We start from the raw sequence: 25,690 nt of genomic DNA, 5'->3' as shown, positions 1-25,690 counted from the left end.
GCCGGTGACCGTTGACCTCGGCGTGCCGGACGAGGGGCAACCCCCTGTCACGCGTCGGTGCCGGGCACGGCCGTCCACACAACCGCGATCGCGGTTGCCGATGGTGGTTCGCTCCCGCCCCCGGGACAACGGGGGTTGCCGTGTCAACCGATGACTAACTCAGGGGTACGACGATTCCGGTACCGTGCCGGCCCGTCTCGGCCTCATCCAGCAACAAGGAGGCCAGCGTGACCCGGGAGATTCGGGGCGGCAGCAGCGGACGCCGCAGGTCCGCCAGTGGCACGATGTGGCGGGTAGGACTGAGAGGGCCATCGGTGACGTCCGGGGCGTGGAACACCGTAGCGCCGGCATCCAGGGCGATCTGGTCGGCCTCGACCTTCTCGGCCAGCTCCGAGCCGACGAACATCCGCATCACCCCCGCATAGATCAGCCCACCCGATCGACTCGACACGCCCGAGCCCAGTGCGCCGAGCCATACCGTCGCGCGAACGTTCGCCGCCGCGAGCACCCTGGCCCCGGCGACCAGTGCGCCCGGGCCGTCGCCCTTACCGATACCGATGGCAGAGACGGCCACGTCGACGTCGGTCAGGTCGGGGAAGCTCTGCGGGACGGTGACATCCGCCTTCCGGACCTCGACCTGCTGCGACGCAGGCACGGTGACCTTGGCCGGCGTGCGAACCAGGGCCACGACCTCGTGTCCCCGTTCCAGCGCTTTGTCGACGAGCGCGCTGCCGGTCCGCCCTGACGCTCCGAGTACGGCTATGCGCATGATCACTCACCCTTTAACTGAACAACTGTTGGCTACTTGAGTAAACAACCGTTGGTTAGTGATGTCAAGGCGTGAGCTGCCTGTACGGTGAACGTCTGTTGCTCAACTGTTCGCACCGGTCAGAAGGGGGGCGAAGATGTCGCCTCAGGAGCGCTCCGCTCCCCGTCGCCGCAATCCACGCGGGCAGGGGCAGGTTCTCAAGGCCCAGCTCGTGGACGCCGCGGCGAAGCTGCTGTCCACTCTTGATCAGCCGGAGACGCTGACGCTGCGGCAGGTAGCGCGTGAGGTCGGGGTGGCACCTGCCAGCATTTACAGCCACTTCCCCGACCTGAGCGCATTGATCCAGCACGTGCTGCGGCTGCGCTATGAGGAACTGGCCCGTTTGATGGACCAGGCCGCGCAGTCGGTCCCAGATCCACTGGCCGACCTGGCCGCCCGGTGCGCGGCCTACGTACGCTGGGGAGTCGGCCAGCCCGGCCATTACCGCACTCTCTTCGGCGGACGGATGCCGGACGACCTCGTCCCCGGATCAGCGCACGGCGCCGGGGCCGAACCGCTCGAGGCCGTCGTGACCTCCCTGGCGGCCGCCGCCGAGGGGGAGCGCAGGCGGCCCTCGGCGGAGCAGCAGTAGCAGGCCGGCCTCATGCTCTGGACCGCCCTGCACGGTCTGGTCAGCCTCTACAACGACCACGGGAACCTTCCCTGGCCACCCCTGGACGACCTGATCGCCGACCTGCTCAGCCTGCACACAGCCCGCCCGGCAGACGAGATTGCGGCCCTCCTGCCCCAGTGCGGGGATGCCCCGGGCTTGGCCCCGGACTCCATCTGACAGCTGATCACGCGCCGGGGAGGGTGCGATGCCGGTGTCCGCCTCCTCCCCCGTCGGCGCCGCCGCTCCTGCCGCCGCGCCGAAGGTCGGCGCGGCGGCCTATAGCAAGACAAGTAGGGGGCGGCAGAACATGGTGCGGCCGTCGGCTGACTCCGATGCCCAGCCGAAGCAGCAGAACAGGGAGTCGCACCGGCGGGGTCTGGCGCTCCTGTTCGGCGAACATCCCACGACTGCCGAGCGGCCGCCCGCCACGCCGTCTTCTCCGGATCAGACCCCCTGCCCGAGCTGGGTGACCTTGCCGACGAGGCGCTACGGTCAGATGCGCAGCACACGTCTGGCGTTCAGATGGGCAATCTTCTCCTTCACCTGGGATGGGAGGTCAGCCTTCTCGATCGAGGCCACCGCGTCGGCCGTGACCTCGTACGGGTAGTCGACCGCGAACATGACCGCGTCGGCCCCGATGGTCAGCACGGCGGCTTGTACGGCCTCCGGGGCCAGTACCCCGCTCGTGGTGATCAGGATGTTGCTCCCGAAGTACTGCGACGGCATCCGCTGGAGCGGCTCGTCGATCCGGAGCGAGCGGTAGCGCGAGTCGATGCGGGAGCGTTGGAACGGCAGGAACTCGCCGAGGTGCCCGAGGATCAGGGTTGCGGCGGGGTGCCGGTCGAACACTCCGGCGTAGATCAGCCGCATGGCGTGGCCGCCGGTTTCGGCCTGCCAGCTCCAGCTGGCCCCGTACATCTCGGGCCGTCCGCGCATCACGTGCCAGTCGTCGCAGGGCAGCGAGCCGGGATGCAGGTACAACGGCACACGGAGCTCTTCCAGCGCGCTCCACAGTTCGTCATATGCGGGATCGTCCAGGTATCGGCCCTGCGTGTGGTCGTTGACCAAGGCACCTTTGAATCCGAGCTGCTCGACGCAGCGTTGGAGTTCGGTCACGGCGGCGGCAGGGTCCTGCAGGGGCAGGGCGGCGAACCCCCTGAAGCGGGTGGGGTGGCGGGCGATGGTCTGGGCGAGGAAGTCGTTGGCGAACTGGGCGTTGTCGACGGCGGCGCCGGCGTCGGTGTCGGCCTGGATGCCGGGGACGCTCAGCGACAGGACCTGAATGTCGATGCCGTGTGCGTCCATGTCGGGAAGACGGTGCTCCTCAAAGTCACCGAGGCGTCGTCCCCAGTCCTTCACGTACTGGTCGCTGACCTGGATCTTCTGGGGCGACGAGGGTTGGCGCGAGAACAACTCCGGGATGATGAAAGCTTCTTCCAACGCGATGTAGGTCATGGCAGGGCTCCTTAGTCGTGCCTTGTGGTGGTATGGCTGGCCCCGCTACCAGGAACGATGCTGCTGGCCTCGGCCTCGGGCAGCCCGGGGCAGCGTTCAATGCTCTAGGGCCTGCCGTTCGCTGATCGGGACGGAGCGGAACCGAGAGCGGTGCCACGTCGCGTACGGTGAGCGGCGCCGATCCGTGCGTACCAGTCGATGAGTTCTGGTCTGTCGACGCTGCCGGGGTCGACCACGGTGTCCTGAGCGTCTCCGCGCAGCAGTCGTTTCACGGGGACTTCGAGTTTCTTGCCGGTGCGGGTGTGCGGGATACCGGGGGCTTGGATGATCTCGTCGGGTACGTGGCGGGGGGAGGCTCCGTGGCGTATGGCGTGGCGGATCTTCTCGCGCAGCACGTCGTCGACGTCGGTGCCGTCGGTGGTGGTGACGAACAACGGCATCCAGTAGTCGCCGCCGTCCTGCTCGATCCCGACGACGAGAGCTTCTGCGATCTCCTTGAGCTCCTCCACCGGGCCGTATATGTCGTTGCTGCCCATGCGTATGCCGTGGCGGTTCAGGGTCGCGTCGGACCGGCCATGCATGATCACCGAGCCCTGTTCGGTGATGGTGATCCAGTCGCCGTGCCGCCACACTCCCGGGTACACGTCGAAGTAGGCGTCGCGGTAGCGGGAGCCGTCCGGATCGTCCCAGAAGAAGAGCGGCATCGACGGCATCGGCCGGAGTACTACCAGTTCCCCCACCTCGCCCCGCACCGGCTTCCCGTCCGGGCCGAAGGCTTCCACGGACACGCCCAGGCAGGGGGCGGACAGCTCCCCGGCCCAGACCGGAGTGGTGGGGGTGGCACCGAGGAACGCGGTGACCACGTCGGTGCCGCCGCTGGTACACATCACCTGTGCCCGGGGCCCGAGTTCACCCGCGACCCAGTGCTGCAGGTCGCCGGTGAACGTCGAACCGGTGACGCCCAGGCGCTCGAGCGAGGCCGGACAGTGGTCGGTGATCCGCACGCCGGCCTTGCGACACGCCGCCAGGTAGCCGGGGCTGGTACCCAGGACCTTCACCTCCACGCCGGCCGCGAGCTGCCAGAGCGCACCGGTATCGGGATACGTCGGGCTGCCCTCGTAACACACGGCTGTGGCACCCAGCAGCAGACCCGCGACCAAGACGTTCCACATCATCCAGCTCGGCGTGGTGTGCCACAGCAGGCGGTCCCCGGCGCGCAGGCCAAGCTGCAGGCCCAGGTTTTTGAGGTGCTCGAGCACGACCCCGCCGTGCCCGTGCACGATGCCCTTCGGCCGGCCGGTCGTGCCCGAGGAGAACACGACCCACAGCGGATGGTCGAACGGGACGGGGCGGGGTGCGAAGTCGGCGTCGTGCTCGGTGAGCGCGGACCACCCAAGGGCGTCGGGCACCCGTGCCGCGTCCCCTACAACGATGGTCGCCGCCAGGGTCGGCAGTGCGTCGCGCAGGGCTTTTACGTCGGGGCAGCGGTCGATGTGCTTCCCGCCGTACAGGAAGCCGGTCGCTGCGATCAGCACGGTCGGCTGGAGTTGTGTGAACCGTGCTTCGGCCGCGGCCGCGGTGTAGTCCTGCCCGCACACCGCCCAGGTCGCGCCCAGGCTGGCAGTGGCGAGGAAGGCTGTGATGGCCTGTACCCCGTTGGGGAGGTATCCCACCACCCGGTCACCAATGCGCACGCCAAGTCCGGTGAGTGCCTGGGCGAGTGAGGCGACCTGGCGGCGCAGTTGGTCCCAGGTGACGGCCACCGGGCCGGTGTCCTCGGTCACCGTGATGACGGCGGTGTCGGTGCCGGTCCGGTCGCGGAACACCTCGGCCGTGTAGTTCAGCGTGCTGCCGGGGAACCACACGCTTCCCGGCATGGCCTCGGTCGCCAGCGCGGGTCCCGCTGGGCGCTCGGGCAGACGGAAGTAGTCCCACACCGCGGCCCAGAAGCCGTTCACGTCGTCAACCGACCACGCCCACAGCTTGTGGTAGTCACCGCTCAGGTCACGTCCTGCGTGCTGTGAGGCGAACCGCGCGAAGTCGGTGATCCGGGCATTTTCGACAGCCTGTGTCGTCGGGGTCCAGTCCGGTGGCTTCGTACTCATGAGGTGTCCCCCGCCTTTGCTACGTCGAGCAGTGCGACCGTCGTGTGCACTGCCTTTGTGGCCATGGCCTCGCCCAAGGGAAGGCCATGGGTGTCGGCGAGGGTGACGAAGAGCCGGTTCCCGCCGTCGCTGCAGCATGCGATCGGCAGCAGCGTCCCGGTGCCGATCGAGGTGACCAGCTCGTTCTCCCGCACCAGGGCGACGGCGTGTCCGGTCGTGGTGGCCACCCAGACTCCGTCCTGTGTGGCCCAGATTCCGTCCGGCCGGACGTCGTCGCCGATCAGGTGGGCGAGGTCGGCGTAGGTGCGACGGTCCGTCAGGGCACCGTCGTCTGCGACGGTGAAGGCGGTCAGTCGTTGCCGGGTGGTCTCGGCGACAACCAGGGTGCGGCCGTCGCCGGCGAAGGCCAGCCCGTTGGGGAACTCAACGTCTTCGGCGGCCACGTGTACCGCTCCGTCCGCAGCAACGCGCAGCAGCCGACCCGGTCGCAGTGGCTCACCGGCGTGCGCGGCGAAGCCGACGTCATCCACGTAAAGGTTGCCGTGCGGGTCGCCGACCATGTCGCCGAGCGGACCGGTGGCCACCGCGCTCAGGTCCGCGTAGGTGTCGAATTGCTCGCCGGTCCACACGCCGATACGCCGTTGATGCATCATGGCCCCGACCAGCCGCCCGTCCGGCAGGAACCAAAGGCCGTTGGGGATGGCATCCAGCGGGATGCCGCGCCAGGGGCCGTCATGGTCGGTCCACAGCTTTCCGCCCTGGGTGTCGGACAGCCACAGTGCGCCGCGCTGCCAGCGGGGGCCCTCCCCCCACGTCATTCCGGCCGCGTACTCCTTCACGCGCCCACCCCCTGTACCGATGCCGCCCGCGCCAGGTCGCGGGTGGCCCGTTCCAGTTCCGCCGTGTCGGCGACGAGCGCGAAGGTGTAGCGATCCGGACGGATGATTGCCGCTGCCGCCGCGTGTTCGGCCAGCCAGCGGTCGATGACCGGCCCCGTCTCCGCAACGGCCACTACGCCGAGTTGGCGCCATAGCTGCTGCACGTCCACGGACACGGCGGAGGTGACCTCCGGCTTCCCCACGACGGTGAAGCCGTATCCGCTCACATCGTCCAGCTTCTCCCCGTTCGCGCCGCGTGGCTGCGGGCTCAGTTGCCCGATGGCTCCGCCGGGCTGGGCAACCACGCCTGGCCCTAGCAGCGGCCGGTACCTCTCGATCGTCTGCGTTCCGTTCAGCTCCGGGAACGCGCCCATTCCGAGGGCTTCGATCAGGTTGGACTGCCGAGCGGATTCCTCAATGTAAGGGCGTACGTGCGCAGCCCGCTCGCTTTCGTAGGTGTCGAGCAGGGTTTGGGGACTTTCGCCCTTGACCACGGCGGCGAGCTTCCACGCCACGTTCGCGGCATCGCGCAGCCCGGAGCACATGCCCTGGCCGAGCATGGGAGGCATTTCGTGCGCGGCGTCGCCGGCGAGCAGCAGGCGGCCGGACCGCCAGCCGTGCACGAGCCGGGCGTGCCATTCGTAGGTGTCAGTACGCATGATGCGGTAGCTGCCCGGGTCCAGCCAGCGGCTCAGCAGGTCGTACACCGACTGCGGTCGTTCGAGCTCTGCCGCGTCGTCCTCGTCGAGCAGCATGAACTCGAAGCGGAGCATGGGCGGGAAGATCGGGACGTAGGTCACGGGCCGCTTCCCCTCGCACCAGATGAATCCGCTGTCCGCCGGGAGCTGTGCAGGGTGTTCGAAGGGGTGGATGTCGATGATGAGGGAACGCTGAGTGCCGTGGAGGTCCTCAACTTCGGCGTTCATCGCCTGCCGGACGAAGGAGTTGGCGCCGTCCGAGCCGACGGCGTAGCCGGCCGTGAGAGTAGTTTCGGCTCCGGTCGACCGGTCGAGGAGCGTGAGCCGCACCGCTTTGTCGTCCTGCTCGATCGCGGTGGCCGTCCAGCCGAACCAGAGGTCTGCGTTCGCGTCGGCCGCCAGCAGACCCCGCAGCCGCGACTCGAAGTCGGGCTGGTGGAACTGGTAGTCGGTGCGCCAGCCCTGGTCGGATTCCTCCTCGGGCAGCGTCTGCTGGAGGAAGGCCTGCCCGTCCTCCCGGTGCAGTGTCCAGGCAGCTTGGCGCAGGAACCGGTGCTCCATGTCCTGCGCGCCGAGGGTCTGCAGAAGGCGCATGGTCTCGTCGTCGAGATGCGTGGCGCGCGGATGCTGGCAGACGAGCCGGTTGGGGTCGATGGCGGCGACCCGGAGCCCCTTCATGGCCAACAGTCGTGCGAGAGCCAGTCCGACCGGGCCGCAGCCGACGACGGCGATGTCGTAGGTATCCATGATGCGCTCTTTCATTTTGTGTGTCCGGCCGTCGGCTCTTTGGCGCGCGGCGCGGGGGCGAGACGGCCCTGGTTCTGGGATGTCCGTCCGCCGACAGCCAGGGCGAGGACTGCGCCGAGGACGGCAGGGACGGCGAAGAGGACGAAGTTCCAGCGGGGTTCCAGGCCGGCCGCGAGGATCCAGCCGCCGAACGTGGGGCCGGCGATGGCGCCGATGCGGCCCACCCCGAGCGCGACACCCACCGCGCTGGCCCTTGCGGTCACCGGGTAGGAACGTGAGATGTACACGTTGATCAGTCCCTGGACGCCGACCGCGCCGCAGCCGCCGACTATCACTATGCCGTAGAGCACCGGCAGTGGCAGTTGGGCGCTCATGGCTGCGATCGCGGCGGCTCCGAGGGCGAAACTGGCCGTGATCGGGCCCCTCGATCCGGCACGGTCAGCCAGCAGTGCCATCGCGAGCCCGCCGACGGTGGCACCGAGGTTCAGCAGCACGAGGAAGGTCTGTGAGTCCTGCAGCGGATAGTCCGCCGTCTGCATCAGCCGCGGCAGCCAGGTGTTCATGCCGAAGATGAGCAAGAACGACAGGGCCGCCATGGCGCAGAACATCAGGGTGGTGCCGCGGTAGGGCGGTCTGAGCACCAGCCGGACACCACGGTTGCCGAGGTCCGGGGTCGACGCGCTGACCGCCTGGTGGTACTCCGTGGACTCGGGCAGCCAGACGAAGGCCATGGGCAACAGAAGCAGACCGGCGATGCCGCCGACCAGGTACTCCTGGTGGAAACCGTGCCCACTCAGCAGTGTGTTGGCGACAAGGGCCGCGAACGAACCGCCGATGGCGGTCCCACACTGGACGATGCCCGAGTAAAGGTTCTTTCGCCTGTCCGGGGCCAGTTCGAAGATCAGTGGGCCCATCGCCGGGTAGATCGCACCGACACCGAGCCCGACGACGAATCGGCCGGCGCCGAACAGTGATGGAAGGGGTGCCACGGCGCAGGCGAACATCCCGGCACTGACCACCGCGATACTGATCAGGGTCGTGCGGCGCCGGCCAAACCGGTCGGTGAACTGGCCGACCAGCAGGGAGCCGACGAGCATGCCGATCGGAGTGAGGCTGCCGAGCAGGCCGACGAAGGCGACGGAGAGGTGCCAGGGACGGTAGCCCAGCAGCAGCGGAGTGGTCGCACCGTAGGCGACGAGGTCGAAGCCCTCCAGCGTCATCACAGCCAGGCCCACGGCGAGTGCGGTGCCTGACCGCGATGAAGGGCCCGGGGACGGTCGGCCGCGCCGACGGACGAAGGCTGGTGTGCTCAATGTTCCGGCTCCGATTTCAGCAGTCTCACCCGTCGCGACTGCTGACCGCGGCGCTGCGGGAAAGGGGCGAAGGTGTCTCTGTGCGGCTCGCCGACGGGGGGTCGGCGCAGGAATGCGACTCGGGGCCCCATCCGTGTGATGCGGGCGGGGCAACGCGCCTCGTCGCGGTCTACGGTGGCGGGCGCTCTCAGTTGTTGGCCTTATGGGCGCCGGCCATCAGCGCGGCCAGGTCTTCGGGAGCGAGGAATGACGGCGGCGGCGGAGGCCCCCAGGTGTAGAGCGCCTGCATTCCTTCGAAGGACCGTGGCGTCCACAGCTGGTCGTCGACGATGCAGTCCATGTCGGCGTAGTACTCGCTGAAGTTGCCGGCCGGATCCTTGAGGTACCAGAAGAAGTTTGAGCCGATGTGATGGCGGCCGAGCCCCCACACATGGCGTTCCGGATGCTCGGTGAGCATGCGCGTGGCGCCCCGGCCCACCTCGTCGACATCCGTCACCTGCCAGGAGGTGTGGTGCAGGAAGTTGAGCGGCGCCTGCTGCACCAGGACGTTGTGGTGGTCGGTGGAGCAGCGCAGGAACGCGGCTGAGCCGGGCACGACATCGCTGACCTTGAATCCGAGTCCTTCGGTGAAGAACCGCTGTGTCGACTCCTGTTCCACCGAACCGATGACGACGTGGCCCAGGGCCAGGGGCCGGACCGGGTTGGTGCGGGAGAGTACGGGTGCTCGGGTGCCGGCACGGTCCAGGCGTCCGGGACCGTTGTACGGGGTGGCCGGCACGGTGATCCGGGTCAGCCGGGGTGCGATGCGCACTTCCACCGAGATACCGGCGATGGGTTCCGTGGTACGCAGGGCGTTGGCGTCGCGTTCGCAGGACAGCTCGAGCCGTTCCAGGTTCGCGGCGATCCGGTCCAGGTCGTCGCCGTCGTCGGCGGCGACCGTCATCGCCAGCAGGCGCCGGACGGGGGAATGTTCGAGGAAGAACTGTTCACCGCCTTCGACGGTGACGAACCGTCCGGGTGCCACCTGTTCGAGTCCGAAGTCGACGTAGTAGTCAGCAGCCTCGGCCACGTTCGGCACGCCGACGGTGAGTGACTGCAGTCGGTGCAAGACCATGGTGTGCCCTTCTCTCAGGCGGCGACGCAGGTCTGCCGGAGCTGTCCTATGCCCTCGATGCGGGTGATGACCTCGTCTCCTGGCCGCAGATAGCGCTGAGGGGTGCGGGCGTGTCCGACTCCTGCCGGAGTGCCGGTGAAGATCAGGTCGCCCGGCAGCAACGGGCAGACCGCGGACAGCCTTTCGATCAATTCCGCGACCGGGAAGATCATCGATGAGGTGCGGGACTTCTGGACGCTCTCCCCGTTGACGAGGCATTCGATCGCCAGATCGTCCGGATCCGCGAACTCGTCGGCCGTGACCAGTACCGGCCCGGTCGGCGCGAAGCCGGGGAAGGACTTGCCGAGGGAGAACTGCGGGACGGGGCCGACGGACTGCACCTCGCGCTCGGAGTAGTCTTGCCCTGCGGTCAGCCCGGCCACGTAGGACCAGGCGTCCCCGGCGGCCACGTGCTCCGCCCGGCGCCCCATCACCACCACAAGCTCGGCTTCCCAGTCGACGCGGCCGCTGGGCAGCCTCAGCTGCGTGTCCGGGCCGGTGAGGGCCGTGGCGAACTTGGTGAAGACCGACGGGGACTCAGGCGCCGCCAGGCTGGCCTCTTCGGCGTGGCCACGGTAGTTCAATCCGATCGCGAACACCTGCCGCGGCGTCGGCGAAACGCTGCCGTCCGGCCCGGTCGCCCCGTGGGCGCCTGCAGGCTCCACCTTTGCAGCCCACGACCGGAACGCGTCCCACTCCTCGAACACTGCCAGCGGATCAGCCGAGAACCGACCAGCACTGGCTTGCTCGACATCGATCACCGCCTCTCCGGTCACCAGACACATCCGTCCGGATCGGGTCGTCGTCCTCATGGTGTGCTGCCTCCGGTGCTCTTGCTGATGAATGTCTGAAGTCAACGCCCTCCCCGTCGATACGTCAATGAAATCTCGAGATTTTTATAAAACACCTACAGGGACTAGTATCTTCGACATGACCACGACCCGACCCATGACCCGCGCCGAGGAGATCTACAAGCGGCTGCGCGCGGACATCCTCAACGGACGACACGAGCCCGGTTCACGTCTGCGCGTGGAGGCCCTGAAGGACACGTACGGGGCCAGCAGCGGGGTACTACGGGAGGCGCTGCCCCGGCTGGTCGGCCAAGGACTGGCGACCTTCGCGCCGCAGCAAGGGTTCCGGGTCGTCACCGTCTCCCCCGAGCGCCTGCAGGAGCTGACCGAGGCCCGCGTATTCATCGAAACCCACGTGGTCCAGGAGTCCGTCGCCGCCGGCACCGTCGAGTGGGAGTCCGATCTGCTCGCGGCACACCACCAGCTCGCCCGCACTCCGTACTTCAGCGACGACGGAGCCCTCAGCGAACGCTGGCTGAACGCCCACGCCCGCTTCCACCGCGTCCTGCTGGAGGGATGTCCCAACCGGCAGCTGCGGGACATCGCCACACAGCTGCGCGATGCCGCTGAAATCTACCGCTGCTGGGCCCGCACACCGGCCGAGCACAGCCACCGCGATGTCGCCGCAGAACACAAGATGATCTGCGATCGCGCCATCGCCCGGGATGTACCAGGCGTCGTCGAGGCACTCAGCCAGCACATCAACATCACCTCGCAACTACTGCTCAACGGTTACGGGCGGCACGAGGAAAAAGGCGAGCAGGACCCCGGCCTCCCATTTAGTCGTTGAAAAAAACGCGCTGGTCAGCGAGCCTGCCTCTCGCCATGGTCCCAGCGGCGGTCGTTCACCGCGCCCAGGCAGTCGGTGTCATCCAAGAGGCCGCGCAGATACGATGTGCCGTTTGCGGCTCGGCACCTTCCTCCCGCCGTCGTAGCCGCGTGCGCCGGCACCGCCGTGGCGGCCCGCACCGGCTGCGCGTCGACGATCCCCGCCGTGGGCTCGGCCTCGCGGTCCTCGCGCTCACGGACCTTCCCGCGCAGCCGGTCGTGGAACTCGGCGATCAGCCCGTGCTCGCGCCAGCGGCGGAACAAGGCGTAAAACCGGCCCCAGCCGGGGAAGTCCGCGGGCATCGCCCGCCACGATTCACGCCCGCGACCAGGTAACGGATCGCGTCCAGCAGCTGCCGGTGACAGTAACTCCCGGGCCGTCCACCCCGCCCCTGAAGCCAGGCCGACACCGGCAAAACGGCGGGACCTCCGCCCACTCCGCGTCCGTCAAGTCCGACGGATAGCCGCGAACCCGATCAGGATGATCGACCGCGTTGCCGTACACGTGCGCGAGGCAATCGCACGACACGGGGGACGAGTTGAAGTCAACGGGCTCGAGCCGTACAACAACGACATCAGGGCCTCCGGGCACCGCTCGATATGGGGTCGCACCCCCGAGCTACCAGGAGGCCCAGCCTTCGTGCGCGCACGGCCGGAAGATCACCCGACCAGGAACTCCGTTCGATCCACACGTTTCAAGACCGGCTGGGATACGGCTCCTCAGGTACCCACTGGGTGTCCCCGTGATGATCGGGGTGCGGTTCTGGTTGTCGGCCTGGCTGCTGGGCCCTGACAGCGCCGATCCGGGCGGTGCGCGGCACGCGGATGGCCTGGGGGTTCCATTCCGTGAGCGCTACCAGAATCGACACGGTAACGATAAAAATCGACACAGTGTAGACTTTTGCAGAAGAGGACGCCCCGGCTCCTCGTGACACCTCTCTGGAGGAACAATGGAGAAGCAGAACTGGCTCATCACCGGCGTCAGCACGGGCCTGGGGCGCGCTTTCGCCCAAGCCGCCCTGGCCGCCGGGCACACCGTCATCGGCACCGTCCGCTCCGAGAAGGACCTGCGGGCCTTCGAGGAGCTCAGGCTCGGGCACGCTCACGGCCGTATCCTGGACGTGACGGACGGTGACGCCGTCTTCGGCGCGGTCGCGGAGGTCGAGCGGAGCGTCGGCCCTCTGGACGTCGTCATCGCCAACGCCGGCTACGGCCTGGAGGGAACCTTCGAGGAAACCCCGCTGGCCGAGGTGCGACGGCAGTTCGAGGTGAACGTGTTCGGGGCGGTGGCCACCCTGCAGGCGGCGCTGCCCCACATGCGCCGCCGCCGCCGCGGACACCTGATGGCCGTCACCTCCATGGGCGGGCTCATGGCCGTGCCCGGCATGTCCGCCTACTGTGGCAGCAAGTTCGCCCTGGAAGGCATCCTCGAGGCGCTGGGCAAGGAAGTCGCGCAGTTCGGAATCCATGTGACGGCGATCGAGCCCGGCTCCTTCCGCACCGACTGGGCCGGACGGTCCATGACACGCGCCGCGCGGACCGTCGACGACTACGACGAGTTGTTCACCCCCATCCGCGAAGCGCGGCAGAAGGCCAGCGGGAACCAGCTGGGCAATCCGGCCAAGGCGGGGGAAGCGGTCGTGCACATCACGACGGTCGAGCAGCCGCCGGCCCACCTCGTCCTGGGCTCGGACGCGCTGCGACTGGTCACCACCGCACGCACGGCCGTGGACGAGGACATCCGCGCGTGGGAGACACTCTCCCGTACGACCGACTTCGCCGAGGGCGCTCAGCTCTGATGCCCGGCCACGATTCCGCGCGCAGCCGTCGCACCACCGAGCGCAAGGGGGATGTCCGGGAGCGGGCCATCCTCGACACCTGCGAAGCCCTGCTGGCACACAAGGGCTACGACGCCATGACCGTCGGCGACATCGCCCAGGGCGCCGGCATCACCCGCGGCGCGCTGTACTTCTACTACGGTTCCAAGCAGGAAGTGGTCACGGCACTCGTGGCCCGGACCGTCGAGCACCTGTGGGAGCGGTCGAGGGCCACCGCGGAGGCCGACGAGCCGCGCCGGGCCATCGCGGCAGCCATGCAGCGCACGGTCGAGCTGTGGAATGAGCACGGCCTGGTCATGCGTACGGCGATCGACCTGTCGTTGACTGTCCCGGAGATCGGCGAGCTGTGGAACCACACGGCTGACCTGTTCATCGCGGCTATCACCGCCGTCCTGGAACGCGCCGGCATCCAGGCCGGCACCGCACCGGACCAGGCCCCGGCGATGGCACGCGCCCTGTGCTGGATGATCGAGCGGACCTTCTACCACGCTTCACAGGAGTCCCGCGAGAAGCTCCAAGAGGCGTCGGCGACATGCGAACACATCTGGCTGACCAGCGCCGGCCTGACCACGTGAGGTATCTGCCATGGAGGCGGTGAGGCGCGGAACCATGAAGTTCCGGTCGGGCCTTGCCCCGTGAAGTGGACACCTGTTCGCGTCGTTATGCGGCGAGGGTGCTGGTGACCAGATGCTGTTCGTAGGCGTGTCTGTTCATATCCAGCTCGAACCGGCCGTAGGGCTTCACGTGGGTCCAGAACAGCGGGGAGAGCGCCCGCCGGTCCGCGTCAGTGAGGGGTGTCAGCTCCTTTCGGATCGGCGAGGACCTGCAGCTCAACCTGGACCGCAAGGGCGCCAAACTGCTGTTCCAGATCTTCACCGAACGCGAGGAGCGCAAGGCCACCGCCGTCGCCACGAACTCGCCCTTCACCGAGTGGGACAAGACCTTCGGCGACGCCCGCCTCTGCGCGGCCATCGCCGACCGGATCACCTTCCGCTGCACGCTGATCCAGACCGGCACTGAGTCCTACCGCTACCAGGCCACCCAGGAATCCCTCTTCTCCAGCACGAACTGACGCGCTGTTGGGCGGCTCTCTGTGTGGGAGCGAGCAACGTGGGCTTCAGTCGGCAGTCATCCCGTCCCGGCGAAGGACGACCTGCAGCAGTTGCTGCAGGTCGTCCTGGATCGCATCCAGCAGCTCGCCACCGAACACACAGAGGGAGTGTTCCCAAGGGTGGCCGAAAGTGCCAAAACGCAGGTCTTCTGCCAGGAAGATGAAGTAGTCCCCATCCGGATACGGGCTGAGCGGCCAGCCCTCGCGCGAGCACCCTTCAAGAACTCGGGGCAGGAACATGTCGGTCGCCGGCAGATCCGGACGGAGCCGATAGCACGTGTGCTGCCAGTCCAAGATCCACAACGACTCCCCCGGGGCGCTGCAACCAGCGAGTCCTTCCTGCACCACATCGCCTCGTTGATGGGGGAATCCGTCACGGTCGCGCTGCCACAACGCCATGTCCAGCGCATCCAGCACAAGCCGGGTCTCCTTGGAGGTCGCGGCCGACCAGCCGACGATGCGCCGGGAGAAGGTGTCCACGACGAAGGCGACGTAGACGACTCCGGCCCAGGTGGCGATGTGCGTGAAGTCGGCGACCCAGCAGCGGTTCGGCGCGCCGGCGACGAAGTCGCGGTCGACCAGGTCCGGGGCGCGTTCGGCGCCCGGGTCCGCGATGGTGGTGATGACCTTCTTGCCGCGGACAGCACCGGTGATGCCGAGTTCGCGCATGAGGCGTTCGACGGTGCAGCGGGCCACCGTTTGGCCTTGCCGGCCCAGCTCCCTCCAGATCTTCCGTGCCCCGTAGACACGGTAACTGGCGTCGTGAACGTCCTTGATCAGCTTCTTGAGTTCCTGGTCGCGCGCGGTGCGGGCGGAGGGCGAGGCCACGCGTTGGTGGTGGGCGTAGTAGGTGGAGGGGGCGATGCTGCAGCCGTGCTCGGTGAGCACGCGGCAGATCGGCTCGACGCCGCCGAAGCGACCCCGGTGCTCGTCGATGAACGCTACGAGCGCTGGTGTGGCCGGTCGAGCTCGGCCGCGAAGAAACTCGCCGCGGCCTTGAGGATCTCGTTGGCGCGCTTGAGTTCGGCGATCTCCTTCTTCATCGCCTTGATCTGCGCGGACTCCTCCGTGGTCGTGCCCGGGCGCTGCCCGGAGTCGACCTGGTCGCGTCGCACCCAGTTACGCAGGGTCTCGGCGGAGCCGATGCCCAGTTTCTCCGCGACGGCCCGCGGTGCCGCCGACTCGTTCGGGTAGTCACCGAGGACCTCGGCAACCATGCGCACCGCACGACGCCGCAGTTCAGGCGGGTAGGAGGAAGGACGTGCCATGACTCGAATCCTTACACGAAATCGAGTCTCCACTGAACCCAGGGCGGTTCACCCCAAATGTCCGACGGGCCCTGAACCTCCTCGACCAGCACGTCAACCACGCCATCGCCCTGGCCGGACTCCCACGAACAGCCTGACCAGGAACGGAAAACGTGCCTCAAGAACAAGAATCGCAGCGACCAAGTGTTCTAGCCTCTGGTGGCCGTGCGTCCGCACGGGCGGAATCGGGCCATATACGCCAAGCTGGGCCCACGACGCGCAGTGAAGTGCAGGCCGTTTTGGTCGGCCATCCGGTGTAGGCGGCCGAACGAAATCCAGTGCCGGTCGAAGAACTCGCCCACCACCAATCGCCCGCCGGGCCTCAGTACGCGTGTCGCCGCGCTTAGCACTCGCTCCGGTTCAGGGATCTCGCCAAGAGCTGTGACCACGTAGACCGCGTCAAAGCTGTGGTCCTCGAAGGGCAGTTCACGAGCGTCCGCGCGGTGTGGGTGGATCGTGGAGATCCCACCCCGCCTTGCCTGTGTCATTACGTGGTCCAGCATTTCCTGCTGGATGTCCACGATGTCCAAGCGTCCGTTCGGGCCCAACTGTGGTGCGACGTGCAACGCTTGCAGGCCGGTGCCAGGGCCCAGTTCCAGGATGCGTTCTCCTGCTCGCGACTGGAGCATCGAGTCCAAATCTGTCTTGGTCAGGAATGGAAGCTGAATATCGAGTAGTCGACGTTGTGCGTACGGGTAGGGTGCCTGATCGGTGAACCACAAGGCTCCCGCCGTCAAAGCAGCGACACCGGCCGCCGCCGCGATCTTGGTGTGGCGTGTGGGGTAGGTACGGTTCGGCATCCGACTGACATTGGCGTTCATAGTGATTCCTGTTCAGTGGTTTCGGACTGTGAGAATGGGTGGCGGATCAGTCGCAAGGCCAAGACGGTGCACACGATGGCGATTGGAATTTCCGCACATACTGCCATCACGATCGCGACAGCCAGCGCGCCCCCGGGTGTAGCCGCGGTAACGTCGAACCAGGCGTCTGTCAGGAAAAGCGCAGCGGCCGCTGTGGCGGTTAGCGTGCAGCGGTTATCCGCCCGCTTCAGGAATCGACCGGTGGCGAACAAGGCCAGTGCCTCGCAGCTGTCCAGACCTACCCAGTCCAGGGCCCAGTGACTATCCATCGCCTTCTTCGGCAAAGACATCGACAGATAGAGAACCCATGGGATCATCATCAGGCCCGCGGTGACGAAGGCCCTGCCGAGACGTCGCGGGCTTCGGATACCAGGTCTGTCCGGCACCGCCGACCAGCGCACGTGGTCAGCGCTGCTGAGCGCTTCGATCGTGTTGGTGGTCCGACATTCCGGGCCCTGCTTCATGCCCGGGAAGAACCCGCCAATATGGCGGCGCACGATGCCGGACAGGCCAGAGGCGGCCAGCACGTCGCTGCTCCAGAGCACAGTGATGCCAGGCTACTTGGGGCCAGGACGTGAGGTGCGGGGCGCTCTGGCGACGGGTTCGTTGCCGTGGCATCCACTGGCGCCCAGACCTGCTTGAGCGGGTCGCAGAGCCTAGTTCGGGGGCGTCCATCGGCGAAAGGGGCGCCGGAATCGGGCGCGTCCGGGCCCAGGATCATCCGCATCGTCGTGGACAAGGTCACACCGGCCGGCGCGGGCGGGCCGTCATCGTATTTCTTCGTCGCCTCGCGGACGTCGATCATCGGTGCGTTCGTCATGGTCACGAACCTACGAACAGAGCGTGATCCGTCGCGTCGGCCGGCGGGTGTCACCTCTCCCCCCAGGCCTTCGGCCCAGGGGTGTACCCCGCGTACATCCCCGGGGCGACGCGCGGAGCCGAAGCCACTGAATACGATCTCCGTATGGAAGAGCTTCTCCAGCGCCTCTCGACATCGAAGCGCGTGACCTGGCTGATGTCGCAGGCCGTGGTGCTGGCCACCGCCTGCTTCTACGCGGTGATGCTCTGCTGGTCGATCGCTCAGGTTCATGACCACGACGGCCTGTTCCGGCTTCCCGGCCTCGGGCCCTTCCAGCTGGTGGGTCTGTGCGTCGTGCTCGCCCTTCCGGTTCTGCTGATGCGCCGTCTGCCGGCGGCGGTCTTCGCGGCGATCCTGGGCGAATCGGTGCTCGGCGACCTCTTCGGCGTGCGGCCCTGGATCGTGTTCGTCCTGCTCGTCGCCTTGGGCGGGTACCTCGCCGTCCGGCGGCCGAAGGCTGCCGCCGTCGGCTCCGTCGCGGCCGTCGCGGCCGCGTTCGTCGAGAACATCCACGTCTACCCCGGGGAGACCCTCGGCGACGCGGCCCAGTGGGCCGGGCAGTTCGCGTTGTGGTTCGCGGTCGCGTGGGTCTTCGGAGGGGTGTACCGCAAACGCCGTGAATACCTCGAAGCCCTGCACGAGCAGAGGGCGGCCCGCGCCGTCGTCACCGAGCGGCTGCGGATCGCCCGCGAACTGCACGACAGCGTCGCGCACAGCATCGGGATCATCACGGTGCTGTCGGGAGCGGCGGCGCGGGTCGTGGACACCAAGCCCGAGCAGACGCGGCAGGCGCTGACCGGCATCGAGACCACCAGCCGCCAGACGCTGCTCGAGCTGCAGCGCATGCTCGGGGCGCTGCGCCGCGCCGAGCCGGTGGACGCCATGCCGGGGGCCGCTCCGTTGGCGCCGGCCGGCTGCCTGGCCGATATTCCGCGGCTCGCCGAACGCACGGCCGACGCCGGGGTGCGGGTCCAGGTGACCTGGTGGGGCGAGCGGCGTCCGCTGCCGCCGGAGATCGAGCTGTCGGCGTTTCGGATCGTCCAGGAGTCGGTGACGAACGTGGTGCGGCATTCCGGTGCGCGGACGTGCCGGGTCGCGGTGGGTTACGAGCCGGAAGGGGTGACGATCGAGGTGGTGGACGACGGGGAGGACGGTCCCGGCGGGCCCGGCCGTCCCAGGCCCTCGGCGGCGGCTGGCGGGAGTGGCTTCGGCTTGCTCGGCATGCGCGAGCGGGTGTCGTTGCTGTCCGGCCAGTTCAGCGCGGGCCGGCGTCCGGAGGGCGGATTCCGGGTGACGGCGAGGCTCCCGGCATGAGCGTGCGGGTGCTGCTGGTCGATGACCAGCCGCTGATGCTGGTCGGGCTCGGGATCCTGGTCGGTGGCACCGCCGACCTGGAGGTGGTCGGCGAGGCCGGCGACGGCCGCGAGGCGGTGCGCCTGGTACGTGAGCTGCGGCCGGACGTCGTGGTGATGGACATCCGCATGCCGGACATGGACGGGATCGAGGCGACCCGGCAGGCGACCGCCGAGCCGGACCCGCCCAAGGTGCTGGTGCTGACGACCTTCGACGACGACGAGTACGTCTACGGCGCTCTGCGCGCCGGCGCCAGCGGATTCCTGCTCAAGAGCATGGCCCTGGACGCGATCCTGGACGCGATCCGCGTGGTGGCGGCCGGCGACGCGTTGATCGCTCCGAGCGTCACCCGACGGCTGATCGCGGACTTCGCCGGAACCTCCGCCACCCCCGCGGCCCCCGAACCGGACACCGAGCCCGCCCAGGACTCACGTCTCATCGCGGAGATCACCGACCGGGAGCGCGAGGTGCTGGGTCTGGTCGGACAGGGACTGTCGAACACGGAGATAGCCGAACGGTTGGTGATCAGCGCGGCGACGGCGAAGACCCATGTCGCGCGCCTGTTCGCCAAGCTCGAGGCCCGGGACCGCGTCCACCTGGCGATCATCGCCTACGAGACCGGACTCGTGCCGCGTAGACGGTAAGGCAGGATGAGAAGAACGATCGCCGACCACGAGTTCGCCGCGTTCGCCAGACGCGCGAGCTCACCCACCTGGCCGCAGCGGATTCAAGTCGAAGCGGCTCCAGCTTGCCCCGGACATCGACACCGAAGGCCGAGTACCTCGCCGACCCGACGCACCGCGACCGGCCGATGAGCTCGTAGTCCGGCGGGAGCGCGTCGGGCCGGCACCGCCGACACGGGCCGGGATCAGCAGCACCGACCGGCCGCCCACCCGGGCCTCCGGCGCCGGCGCAAGCCACGTGTACTCCCCGAAGCCCTGCTCACTGATCCGCTGCACAACGCGGGGTCATGGCGTTTCCTGGGTCGTGACTCGGGTGCGGTGGTGGGTGTCGGCTTGCTTGCGCAGGTCGTCGGCACGGCGGCGGAGACGGTAGCCGAGCGGCCCGGGAGTGTGAACGGCCTGGTTGTCCAGGATGGCTGCGCGTTCCAGGAGTCGGGCGGCGTGCTGGTCGGTTCGGGCGATGTTGGCGCAGGCTGGGACGCACCGGTCCAGGCTGGGGGCGTCTTTGGTTCCGTCGCGGTGGCACAGAGCCCGCTCGCGTTTGCGGACGCACATCAGCATCGCGTTCGGGTTGTCGGAGACAGCCAGGTCGGGGTTGGCCAGGAACTTTCACGCTTGGCGCTGCGTGATGACCGTGCCGGTGAACTGGTGCGGCTTTGACCTGCGCAATTTCGGCCGCGAACATGCCATGCGGCAGCGCTCAATCGGCTGGCGAGCAGAGCGTTCGACGGGTTCGGGAAACGGCGCGCGGATGAGGAGCACCGGTCCGCTGCCCGCTCGGGGGTTCGGACGCGGACCGGCCTGCTATCAGTCTGTGCGAACCCCGGCCGCGCTGCCGCCGGGGTTGCTCCCGGCGGGGTCACCCGGGGGTCCCCGATCAGTAGTGGACCGGCTCCGCAGGGCGGGCGTCGGGGGTGCGTTCCGCCGGGCCCGGCCGGTCAACGGCTTTGTCCTTCCGATTTGTCCGTGACCGGGTTCACTCCTCTTGCGCGTCGCCGATGGCCACCCGCAGGTCGTGCATGCTCTGCTGGATCTCGATGACGGACGCCTCCGCCCGCCCCAGGGCCTGCCGGACACCCTCGACGTCCCCGGACTCGAAGTTCAGATCGGCGTCCAGGGTGTCCGCCGCAGCGACCACGGCCATGGACGACGCCATACGCCCCGGCGACGTCTCTCCCCCTTCTCCGTCCCCGTCGAGTCCCATGAGCTGGACAGCGGTGCGCTGCAGGCGGTTGGCCAGCACGTTGGCGAACAGGCCAGGAGTCGCTCCCACCTGGTCGGTCCACCCCAGCAGCACCTCGGCGACATCCGTGTCCTGGTCGCTTCCGAGCCGGGTGGTGGCGGTGATCTCCAGCTCCACCACGGCCAGCAGGACGCCCAGCAGCCTGCGCAGGTCGTCCCGCTGAGGGCCGTTCGGCCACAGATCCGGGTCGAGGACCGGTTCCCTCCTCAAGGCCACCAGTGCCGCGTACACCTGCTCAGAGCTCACCGGGTCCCCGCTCACAATGCTCACGCACCCAGCCTCGCCGCCCAACCGCGCCAGTGCACGCACCCGCGCCCGTCCCACTGCGCGCCGGGATTCTGGGCGAGGGCCGGGCGCCGCGACGTGAGGGCGCTGGCGAGGTCCGCGGACGGCAGCAGTTCGCCGTCGACAGCGCCCGCGACAGGGCGGCCGCCAACGAGGGCGGTCCAGTTGCCGAGGTCGTCGTGGGCCTCGATCCAGCCGGCCAGGCGGCCGCGGCCTGGGGGCCGGCGATGCCCGTCCAGGTGAGGTACACCAGGCCATCGCCGAGACTGTGGTCGCGGTCCGGGCCACCCAGGCCGCGGTCGGTGGGCGGCGTCCAGCTGATGACCCGGCTCACGTCGGGCAGGTGGGCGTCGGGTTCGGTGCGCTCGTAGCCCTCCCAGCTCTCCGCCGCCACCCCGACCTCGCCTGGCCGCCCCCTTGAGCGGCGGCGCGGTGAGCCTGGTGTTCTCCGAGGAGAGCGACCTGGCGAATCAGAGCACGGGAGGGACAGCGCGTGCCAGAGGTTCCAGCTCTCCGTAGAGGGCGGCGTGCAGCGCGGCCGCGAGTTCGCGGGCTCGTTCTTCACTCCGCACGCCATGCATCATGAAGTAGACCGGCCCTGTGTAGGCGTCCAAACCGACCTCATGGCTTTGGATCAGGCGAGTGATCGCCGCCCGGATTGTGTCGTTGACGGCATCGGTGACCGTGTGGTCCGAACCGGCAGTGAGGATGTCCGCCTTCACAGTCCACTGCTGGCGTTTTTCGGATTCGATGGCAACGAATACGACGTCGCGCGCTATGGCGTTGCGGTAGTCGTCGTGGAAAGCGTCGGTGCCGGTGGCGTCTGGGATGAGGTGGGCGGGGCAGGGAACCGGCAGCGGCTGCATCAAAGGATGATGTCAGAACATGAGACGCCGTCCCGTCCAGCGACACAGCGGTTTGAAGCCCTGCTGCCTGGTCACCAGATGGCTTGGTGCTGCAGGTCCAGGTGGTGGCGGCTCAAGCGAGCGCCGGATCATGCCTCGCGCACATGGCGACCGAACTCCCCTTCCGGTAGCGGTGGCTGTCGGATCCGTCGGTCACGCTACGCGGAACTCCCCGCCTGCGGCAGGGCGAAACCCGAACGCCGGGCGGAGGTTGGCCCGTACGCTGATGGTCGGGCCCCTCACGTCGACGAGCGTGAGGGGCCCGGCCATCTCCAGGGCAGTGCTGACCCGGGGTCAGGGACCGGCGATCACCCAGGTCACGAAGATCGCTGACATCCCGGGGTGGAACCTGTACACGACGCTGATGCGGTCGCCGGAGTCGGCGGCCGGGTCGGTCCGGGCGGTGTCGTCGTCGACCTCCGGGTCGCTGCCGCCGGGCACCGGGATCCCCAGCCGCGGAAACACCGCCAAGCGCTCGACCAACTTCTCGACCACGTCGAGCGTGTCGCGCCGGCTGCTGTTCGGGCTGTTCGGTCACCGGTCGCCGCTGGCGGCGCGGAGCCGGGCGAAGGCCTCGCCGGCCGGGGTCCACCGCTGGCCGCCGATGGGCGCGGCGAGGGAGGCCATGGCCTCGGGGCTGGTGCGCAGGATCAGACGGTGGCGGTAGATGGAGATGACCTCGGAGACGGCGGCCAGGTCGCCGATTGGGGAGGCGTCGAGCGCGGCGGCCAGGTCCCGCTCGAACAGGTCGCGGTCGCCGGGCAGGCCGTAGCGGGACAGCGCGGTCCGCGGTTCGTGCAGGGTGGCCGGCCGGGGCGCGACCGCGTCCTGGTGGTCGGGCTGGGTGGTCACCTTGTCCTCCTCGGTGGTGGTGGGTCGGCGCGCGGGGGCGCGCTCGGAGGGGTCGTCGGTGCAGTGTGCTGCCGGGCACAAGAAGGACATCGTCCGCTGCCTCAAACGATTCGTCGCCCGCGCGATATACCGCCACCTACCCCACATGATCCACCCCGCCAAACCGCTCCCACAGACCGCTTGACGATCTATAGGAGCTTCCAACTGTGGGTGAAAAGTGCTCGATCGCACGCGGTGGTCACTGTCGCTGATCGACGACCGTGATCACTGGGTTTCGAGGTTGCGAGTCATGCGTTCGAGGACGCTGACGGCGGCGTGGTAGTCCTCCGTGGTGATGCCCACCATGGACAGCTTGCGGAAGGTGTTGACCCGGTCCTCGACCATGGCGAGGCGCTGACGGCCGTTCACGGCGGCGACCAGTCGGCCAGGTGCGGGGCGGGTGGCCCAGTCGTCGGCGAGAACGGTGTCGATGGCGGAGGTCAGGGTGGGAAGGGTCGGCGTTGGGTGCGAGGACCGTGTGGACGTCGGTGTCGGCGGCGTCGGGCGTGTCGCGGATGACGTTGAGGACCTGCCAGGTGGTCCGGGTGAGGCCGAACTCGTCGAGCATGCCGTTCATGTAGCGGGTGAGGGCCTTGTCGGTGTGGTTGAGCCAGTAGCCGACGGGCTTCATGGTGATGATCCTTCAGTGAAGTCGGGTGGGCCGAGCGGGGCGCTGGAGCGGCGGCAGTCAGCGCGCGGTGAACGCGGCGGCGTTCTCGCTCGCCCATTGCCGGAAGGTGCGCGCGGGCGTCCCGAGCAGGGTTCGGCATCGTGTAGCGGACGCTCCAGCAGTTGCAGCTGCATCCGCCTGCGTTCAAGAGCGTCCGACCCGGCGCCCAACTGGGCGACCAGTGACTGGGTCCGGCGAGCAGTAGCTGCGGCACTGATGCAGCGGCCCTACCCTCGTAGCAGCCTCGCTCCGCGACAGGACGGCGGTAGGAGACTGGCCCCTCCGTCAGACACGTGAAGCAAAGCAGGAGATGAGGCGGCCAGGCTACAGATCCCCCACGACAACCCGTCTCGGAGTGCCCCTTGCGGCGGTGGGAGTCCGTCCGGTTCCGCGCGGCGGGTGGTCGAGCGCCGCAAGGCCGCTCCGCGCCCATAACGCTTTCCACTCGACAGGCGTCGTTCTGTAGCCTGTCCCAGCTTTCATCAGATCGCCACATAATCCCAACTGGGGGGTCGGTGTTCCACCGCCGTCTTGTCGCGTCGGCCGCGGTTCTCGCGGCCGGTATCGCGTTCGTTCCAGGTCCGGCCCATGCGGTCGGGCCGGCGAACGACTCCACCTCTGCCCACCCCGTGACCACGGCTCAGCTGCCGGGCATCGGGGGCGCGGGCTTCGACGCCTTCTCCAGCCCCGCGAGCAAGTCGGTCCGGGAGCAGAGGCTGGCGCTCTCCGGAGCGCGGCCGACACTCTCGAGCGCGCGGCCGGCGCTCTCCGGCACGCGGACGTCCTCAGCGACGCCGGCCACCGGAAAGACCATCTACGCCTACGTGTTCAACGGAACGTGTGCCGCCGACACGGGCACCGGCGCGCAGAACGCGCCCTTCTGCCTGCTCCAGGACGCGGTGAACGCCGCGCAGCCGGGCGACACCATCGACCTCCAGGGTTCCGTCGGGAGCTCGGACTGGGAGTCGGTGACCGTCAAGACCTCGGGGATCTCGATCGTCGGCATCGGCGACCAGGCGTGGGTCAACGGCGGAGCCGGACCCGCTCTGATCCTCGACCACGTCTCCAACGTGACGGTCAGCAACCTGATGCTGTACTCGAACGACCTGACGCCTGCCGTCGAGGTGGTCGGCTCCTCGGGGGTCACGCTGGACTCCAGCTACCTGAGCGCGTACACCAAGAACACCACGAGCACCGTCACCATCGACGGCGCGTCCAGCGGGGTGGCGATCACCCGGTCGTACCTCGACACGGGTTCCCAGGGCGGCAACAGCACCGCGGTCTCGGTCGCGTCGGGAGCAGGCACCGTCACGCTCGCCGGCGACGTCCTCGCCGGTGGCGGCATCGTCGCGACCGGGGTGAAGGGCCTGAACGTCGCGGGTAACACCGTCCAGCGCGGCTGCAAGGCCGCGATCGACATCGAGGGCGGGTCCTCAGCCGTCAATCTGGAGAACAACGTCCTGGAGGACGCCAACCCGACCACCGACCAGGTGCTGGGCGGCTACCACTCCCAGTGCACGTCGAACGGCCAGGGCTGGGCGCCGGACGTGACCGTGTCGGCCGAGTCGACCACGGTGACGGCCGACTACAACGACTTCTACGTCTACGGCGCCGACGCCACCGCGCCCTACCGCTGGGCCGGCACCACGTACCCGACCCTGGACGGCTTCAAGGCGGCGACCTCGCAGGGCACGCACGACCTGACCGAGACCAAGGCGCCCACCTCGGTGCTCTTCCGCCCGAACACCTCGGTCGACGTGGACGCCCGGCCGCAGCCCGGCTCGGCGGCGATCGGCTCGGCCAACCCGTCCGCCCCCGGCGAGCTGGGCTCGGACTTCTACGGGACCACGCCCTACACCGACCGGGGCGCCATCCAGTACGCCCCCGACCTGACGGTGGCGGTGACCGGTGAGCACACCAGCGCGTTCGGTGTCTCGCTGAGCGCTGACGTGACCTCCGCCAGCGGTGCGCTGAGCGTGCACGTCGACTGGGGGGACGGTTCCTCCAGCGACGCGAACGCCGCGGTGACCAACCCCGCTGTGCTGTCCCACTCGTACGCGAAGCTCGGCTCGTACCCGATCCTCGTCACCGCGACCGACCGGGCGGGCTACTCGGTGTCGAACTCCCTCACCGCGGTGACAGCCGGTTCGCAGTACGTGGCGTTCGGGCCGACGCGTCTGCTGGACAGCAGGGACGGCAGTGGGACGCCGAAGGTCGGGGGGTACTCGACGACCCG

General features: G+C 68.5%; 28 protein-coding genes. 10 read left to right on the top strand and 18 right to left on the bottom strand.

The annotated features are described in order from the left end of the window. Positions 1–154: 154 nt before the first annotated feature. Entirely contained in the window at positions 155–769 is a 615-nt protein-coding gene (locus tag ACH4J0_RS38005) for an NAD(P)-dependent oxidoreductase (protein WP_396245763.1), read from the bottom strand. Positions 770–905: 136 nt separating this feature from the next. Between ACH4J0_RS38005 and ACH4J0_RS38000 the strand changes: the two genes are divergently transcribed. Together ACH4J0_RS38000 and ACH4J0_RS37995 are read left to right on the top strand one after the other, a co-directional pair. Further along, positions 906–1,400 carry a TetR/AcrR family transcriptional regulator gene (locus ACH4J0_RS38000; RefSeq protein WP_396245762.1) on the top strand — a complete coding sequence of 165 codons (495 nt, stop codon included), beginning with the start codon at positions 906–908 and terminating at the stop codon, positions 1,398–1,400. Positions 1,401–1,412: 12 nt separating this feature from the next. Next, a complete protein-coding gene (locus tag ACH4J0_RS37995; RefSeq protein WP_396245761.1) occupies positions 1,413–1,598 on the top strand; it encodes a hypothetical protein in 186 nt (61 codons plus the stop codon). A 315-nt stretch (positions 1,599–1,913) separates the two neighbouring features. On the opposite strand, the gene ACH4J0_RS37990 is transcribed toward ACH4J0_RS37995, so the two are convergent. From ACH4J0_RS37990 to ACH4J0_RS37960, 7 genes are all read right to left on the bottom strand, one after another. Further along, a complete protein-coding gene (locus ACH4J0_RS37990; RefSeq protein WP_396245760.1) occupies positions 1,914–2,876 on the bottom strand; it encodes an amidohydrolase family protein in 963 nt (320 codons plus the stop codon). Between the two features lie 104 nt (positions 2,877–2,980). Then, positions 2,981–4,981 (bottom strand): acetoacetate--CoA ligase, encoded by a 2,001-nt coding sequence (locus ACH4J0_RS37985; protein WP_396245759.1) that lies wholly within the window; start codon positions 4,979–4,981, stop codon positions 2,981–2,983. After that, the gene (locus ACH4J0_RS37980; protein WP_396245758.1) at positions 4,978–5,799 is read right to left on the bottom strand and encodes an SMP-30/gluconolactonase/LRE family protein; all 822 of its coding nucleotides are present in this window, start codon (positions 5,797–5,799) and stop codon (positions 4,978–4,980) included. The genes ACH4J0_RS37985 and ACH4J0_RS37980 overlap by 4 nt, the downstream gene beginning before the upstream one ends. Before the next feature lie 17 nt (positions 5,800–5,816). Then, a complete protein-coding gene (locus ACH4J0_RS37975) occupies positions 5,817–7,304 on the bottom strand; it encodes a bifunctional 3-(3-hydroxy-phenyl)propionate/3-hydroxycinnamic acid hydroxylase (protein ID WP_396245757.1) in 1,488 nt (495 codons plus the stop codon). An 11-nt stretch (positions 7,305–7,315) separates the two neighbouring features. Beyond that, the gene (locus ACH4J0_RS37970; RefSeq protein ID WP_396245756.1) at positions 7,316–8,539 is read right to left on the bottom strand and encodes an MFS transporter; all 1,224 of its coding nucleotides are present in this window, start codon (positions 8,537–8,539) and stop codon (positions 7,316–7,318) included. 265 nt (positions 8,540–8,804) lie between these two features. Then, complete coding sequence (locus tag ACH4J0_RS37965; protein ID WP_396245755.1) at positions 8,805–9,731, bottom strand: VOC family protein; 927 nt, start codon at positions 9,729–9,731, stop codon at positions 8,805–8,807. Between the two features lie 14 nt (positions 9,732–9,745). Continuing rightward, positions 9,746–10,582, bottom strand: coding sequence for a fumarylacetoacetate hydrolase family protein (locus tag ACH4J0_RS37960; RefSeq protein ID WP_396245754.1), 837 nt, complete (start codon positions 10,580–10,582; stop codon positions 9,746–9,748). Positions 10,583–10,700: 118 nt separating this feature from the next. Between ACH4J0_RS37960 and ACH4J0_RS37955 the strand changes: the two genes are divergently transcribed. Continuing rightward, entirely contained in the window at positions 10,701–11,411 is a 711-nt protein-coding gene (locus tag ACH4J0_RS37955) for a GntR family transcriptional regulator (protein ID WP_396245753.1), read from the top strand. Between the two features lie 14 nt (positions 11,412–11,425). Here ACH4J0_RS37955 and ACH4J0_RS37950 read toward each other — a convergent pair whose 3' ends face one another. Beyond that, positions 11,426–11,752 (bottom strand): hypothetical protein, encoded by a 327-nt coding sequence (locus tag ACH4J0_RS37950; RefSeq protein ID WP_396245752.1) that lies wholly within the window; start codon positions 11,750–11,752, stop codon positions 11,426–11,428. Between the two features lie 647 nt (positions 11,753–12,399). On the opposite strand from ACH4J0_RS37950, the gene ACH4J0_RS37945 reads away from it, so the two are divergent. From ACH4J0_RS37945 to ACH4J0_RS37935, 3 genes are all read left to right on the top strand, one after another. Next, positions 12,400–13,248 carry an oxidoreductase gene (locus ACH4J0_RS37945; protein WP_396245750.1) on the top strand — a complete coding sequence of 283 codons (849 nt, stop codon included), beginning with the start codon at positions 12,400–12,402 and terminating at the stop codon, positions 13,246–13,248. Further along, on the top strand, positions 13,248–13,862 hold the full coding sequence (locus tag ACH4J0_RS37940) for a TetR/AcrR family transcriptional regulator (RefSeq protein WP_396245749.1): 615 nt from the start codon (positions 13,248–13,250) through the stop codon (positions 13,860–13,862). Before ACH4J0_RS37945 ends, ACH4J0_RS37940 begins: the two co-directional genes overlap by 1 nt. Before the next feature lie 212 nt (positions 13,863–14,074). After that, positions 14,075–14,359 (top strand): ATP-binding protein, encoded by a 285-nt coding sequence (locus ACH4J0_RS37935; RefSeq protein ID WP_396245748.1) that lies wholly within the window; start codon positions 14,075–14,077, stop codon positions 14,357–14,359. Positions 14,360–14,404: 45 nt separating this feature from the next. Here the strand turns inward: ACH4J0_RS37935 and ACH4J0_RS37930 are convergent, their stop codons facing one another. The 4 genes from ACH4J0_RS37930 to ACH4J0_RS37915 form a co-directional block, all read right to left on the bottom strand. Next, positions 14,405–15,334 carry an IS3 family transposase gene (locus tag ACH4J0_RS37930; protein ID WP_396245774.1) on the bottom strand — a complete coding sequence of 310 codons (930 nt, stop codon included), beginning with the start codon at positions 15,332–15,334 and terminating at the stop codon, positions 14,405–14,407. Positions 15,335–15,339: 5 nt separating this feature from the next. Then, a complete protein-coding gene (locus ACH4J0_RS37925) occupies positions 15,340–15,666 on the bottom strand; it encodes a transposase (protein ID WP_396245747.1) in 327 nt (108 codons plus the stop codon). 188 nt (positions 15,667–15,854) lie between these two features. Further along, the gene (locus tag ACH4J0_RS37920) at positions 15,855–16,526 is read right to left on the bottom strand and encodes a class I SAM-dependent methyltransferase (protein ID WP_396245746.1); all 672 of its coding nucleotides are present in this window, start codon (positions 16,524–16,526) and stop codon (positions 15,855–15,857) included. After that, the gene (locus tag ACH4J0_RS37915; RefSeq protein WP_396245745.1) at positions 16,523–17,110 is read right to left on the bottom strand and encodes a hypothetical protein; all 588 of its coding nucleotides are present in this window, start codon (positions 17,108–17,110) and stop codon (positions 16,523–16,525) included. Before ACH4J0_RS37915 ends, ACH4J0_RS37920 begins: the two co-directional genes overlap by 4 nt. A gap of 419 nt (positions 17,111–17,529) precedes the next feature. On the opposite strand from ACH4J0_RS37915, the gene ACH4J0_RS37910 reads away from it, so the two are divergent. The 3 genes from ACH4J0_RS37910 (at position 17,530) to ACH4J0_RS37900 (ending at position 20,120) form a co-directional block, all read left to right on the top strand. Continuing rightward, positions 17,530–18,738 (top strand): sensor histidine kinase, encoded by a 1,209-nt coding sequence (locus tag ACH4J0_RS37910; RefSeq protein WP_396245744.1) that lies wholly within the window; start codon positions 17,530–17,532, stop codon positions 18,736–18,738. Beyond that, positions 18,735–19,421 (top strand): response regulator, encoded by a 687-nt coding sequence (locus ACH4J0_RS37905; protein WP_396245743.1) that lies wholly within the window; start codon positions 18,735–18,737, stop codon positions 19,419–19,421. Before ACH4J0_RS37910 ends, ACH4J0_RS37905 begins: the two co-directional genes overlap by 4 nt. 372 nt (positions 19,422–19,793) lie before the next feature. Next, positions 19,794–20,120, top strand: a complete 327-nt coding sequence (locus ACH4J0_RS37900; RefSeq protein WP_396245742.1) for a hypothetical protein — start codon at positions 19,794–19,796, stop codon at positions 20,118–20,120. A gap of 316 nt (positions 20,121–20,436) precedes the next feature. On the opposite strand, the gene ACH4J0_RS37895 is transcribed toward ACH4J0_RS37900, so the two are convergent. The 5 genes from ACH4J0_RS37895 to ACH4J0_RS37875 form a co-directional block, all read right to left on the bottom strand. Then, positions 20,437–20,973: a hypothetical protein gene (locus ACH4J0_RS37895; protein ID WP_396245741.1), complete on the bottom strand. Its 537-nt coding sequence runs from the start codon at positions 20,971–20,973 to the stop codon at positions 20,437–20,439. Positions 20,974–21,458: 485 nt separating this feature from the next. Then, entirely contained in the window at positions 21,459–21,854 is a 396-nt protein-coding gene (locus tag ACH4J0_RS37890; RefSeq protein WP_396245740.1) for a hypothetical protein, read from the bottom strand. A gap of 333 nt (positions 21,855–22,187) precedes the next feature. Further along, positions 22,188–22,388, bottom strand: coding sequence for a hypothetical protein (locus tag ACH4J0_RS37885; RefSeq protein ID WP_396245739.1), 201 nt, complete (start codon positions 22,386–22,388; stop codon positions 22,188–22,190). Between the two features lie 39 nt (positions 22,389–22,427). Further along, positions 22,428–22,826, bottom strand: coding sequence for a hypothetical protein (locus ACH4J0_RS37880; RefSeq protein ID WP_396245738.1), 399 nt, complete (start codon positions 22,824–22,826; stop codon positions 22,428–22,430). A 183-nt stretch (positions 22,827–23,009) separates the two neighbouring features. Next, the gene (locus ACH4J0_RS37875) at positions 23,010–23,153 is read right to left on the bottom strand and encodes a hypothetical protein (protein WP_396245737.1); all 144 of its coding nucleotides are present in this window, start codon (positions 23,151–23,153) and stop codon (positions 23,010–23,012) included. A gap of 930 nt (positions 23,154–24,083) precedes the next feature. On the opposite strand from ACH4J0_RS37875, the gene ACH4J0_RS37870 reads away from it, so the two are divergent. Then, a partial coding sequence (locus ACH4J0_RS37870) for a right-handed parallel beta-helix repeat-containing protein (protein WP_396245736.1) occupies positions 24,084–25,690 on the top strand: 1,607 nt, incomplete at its 3' end.

The sequence above is a fragment of the Kitasatospora sp. NPDC017646 genome (genome assembly GCF_044329365.1).
GTDB lineage: Bacteria > Actinomycetota > Actinomycetes > Streptomycetales > Streptomycetaceae > Kitasatospora.
Note: the sequence above shows the minus strand (reverse complement) of the source record. Positions and strands in the feature narration are given on the sequence as shown.

Excerpts from the sequence above, each read along its gene's own strand:
- ACH4J0_RS38005 (WP_396245763.1), bottom strand. The coding sequence starts at position 769 with ATGCGCATAGCCGTACTCGGAGCGTCAGGGCGGACCGGCAGCGCGCTC.
- ACH4J0_RS38000 (WP_396245762.1), top strand. The coding sequence starts at position 906 with ATGTCGCCTCAGGAGCGCTCCGCTCCCCGTCGCCGCAATCCACGCGGG.
- ACH4J0_RS37995 (WP_396245761.1), top strand. The coding sequence starts at position 1,413 with ATGCTCTGGACCGCCCTGCACGGTCTGGTCAGCCTCTACAACGACCAC.
- ACH4J0_RS37990 (WP_396245760.1), bottom strand. The coding sequence starts at position 2,876 with ATGACCTACATCGCGTTGGAAGAAGCTTTCATCATCCCGGAGTTGTTC.
- ACH4J0_RS37985 (WP_396245759.1), bottom strand. The coding sequence starts at position 4,981 with ATGAGTACGAAGCCACCGGACTGGACCCCGACGACACAGGCTGTCGAA.
- ACH4J0_RS37980 (WP_396245758.1), bottom strand. The coding sequence starts at position 5,799 with ATGACGTGGGGGGAGGGCCCCCGCTGGCAGCGCGGCGCACTGTGGCTG.
- ACH4J0_RS37975 (WP_396245757.1), bottom strand. The coding sequence starts at position 7,304 with ATGGATACCTACGACATCGCCGTCGTCGGCTGCGGCCCGGTCGGACTG.
- ACH4J0_RS37965 (WP_396245755.1), bottom strand. The coding sequence starts at position 9,731 with ATGGTCTTGCACCGACTGCAGTCACTCACCGTCGGCGTGCCGAACGTG.
- ACH4J0_RS37960 (WP_396245754.1), bottom strand. The coding sequence starts at position 10,582 with ATGAGGACGACGACCCGATCCGGACGGATGTGTCTGGTGACCGGAGAG.
- ACH4J0_RS37955 (WP_396245753.1), top strand. The coding sequence starts at position 10,701 with ATGACCACGACCCGACCCATGACCCGCGCCGAGGAGATCTACAAGCGG.
- ACH4J0_RS37950 (WP_396245752.1), bottom strand. The coding sequence starts at position 11,752 with ATGCCCGCGGACTTCCCCGGCTGGGGCCGGTTTTACGCCTTGTTCCGC.
- ACH4J0_RS37945 (WP_396245750.1), top strand. The coding sequence starts at position 12,400 with ATGGAGAAGCAGAACTGGCTCATCACCGGCGTCAGCACGGGCCTGGGG.
- ACH4J0_RS37940 (WP_396245749.1), top strand. The coding sequence starts at position 13,248 with ATGCCCGGCCACGATTCCGCGCGCAGCCGTCGCACCACCGAGCGCAAG.
- ACH4J0_RS37925 (WP_396245747.1), bottom strand. The coding sequence starts at position 15,666 with ATGGCACGTCCTTCCTCCTACCCGCCTGAACTGCGGCGTCGTGCGGTG.
- ACH4J0_RS37920 (WP_396245746.1), bottom strand. The coding sequence starts at position 16,526 with ATGAACGCCAATGTCAGTCGGATGCCGAACCGTACCTACCCCACACGC.
- ACH4J0_RS37910 (WP_396245744.1), top strand. The coding sequence starts at position 17,530 with ATGGAAGAGCTTCTCCAGCGCCTCTCGACATCGAAGCGCGTGACCTGG.
- ACH4J0_RS37905 (WP_396245743.1), top strand. The coding sequence starts at position 18,735 with ATGAGCGTGCGGGTGCTGCTGGTCGATGACCAGCCGCTGATGCTGGTC.
- ACH4J0_RS37890 (WP_396245740.1), bottom strand. The coding sequence starts at position 21,854 with ATGCAGCCGCTGCCGGTTCCCTGCCCCGCCCACCTCATCCCAGACGCC.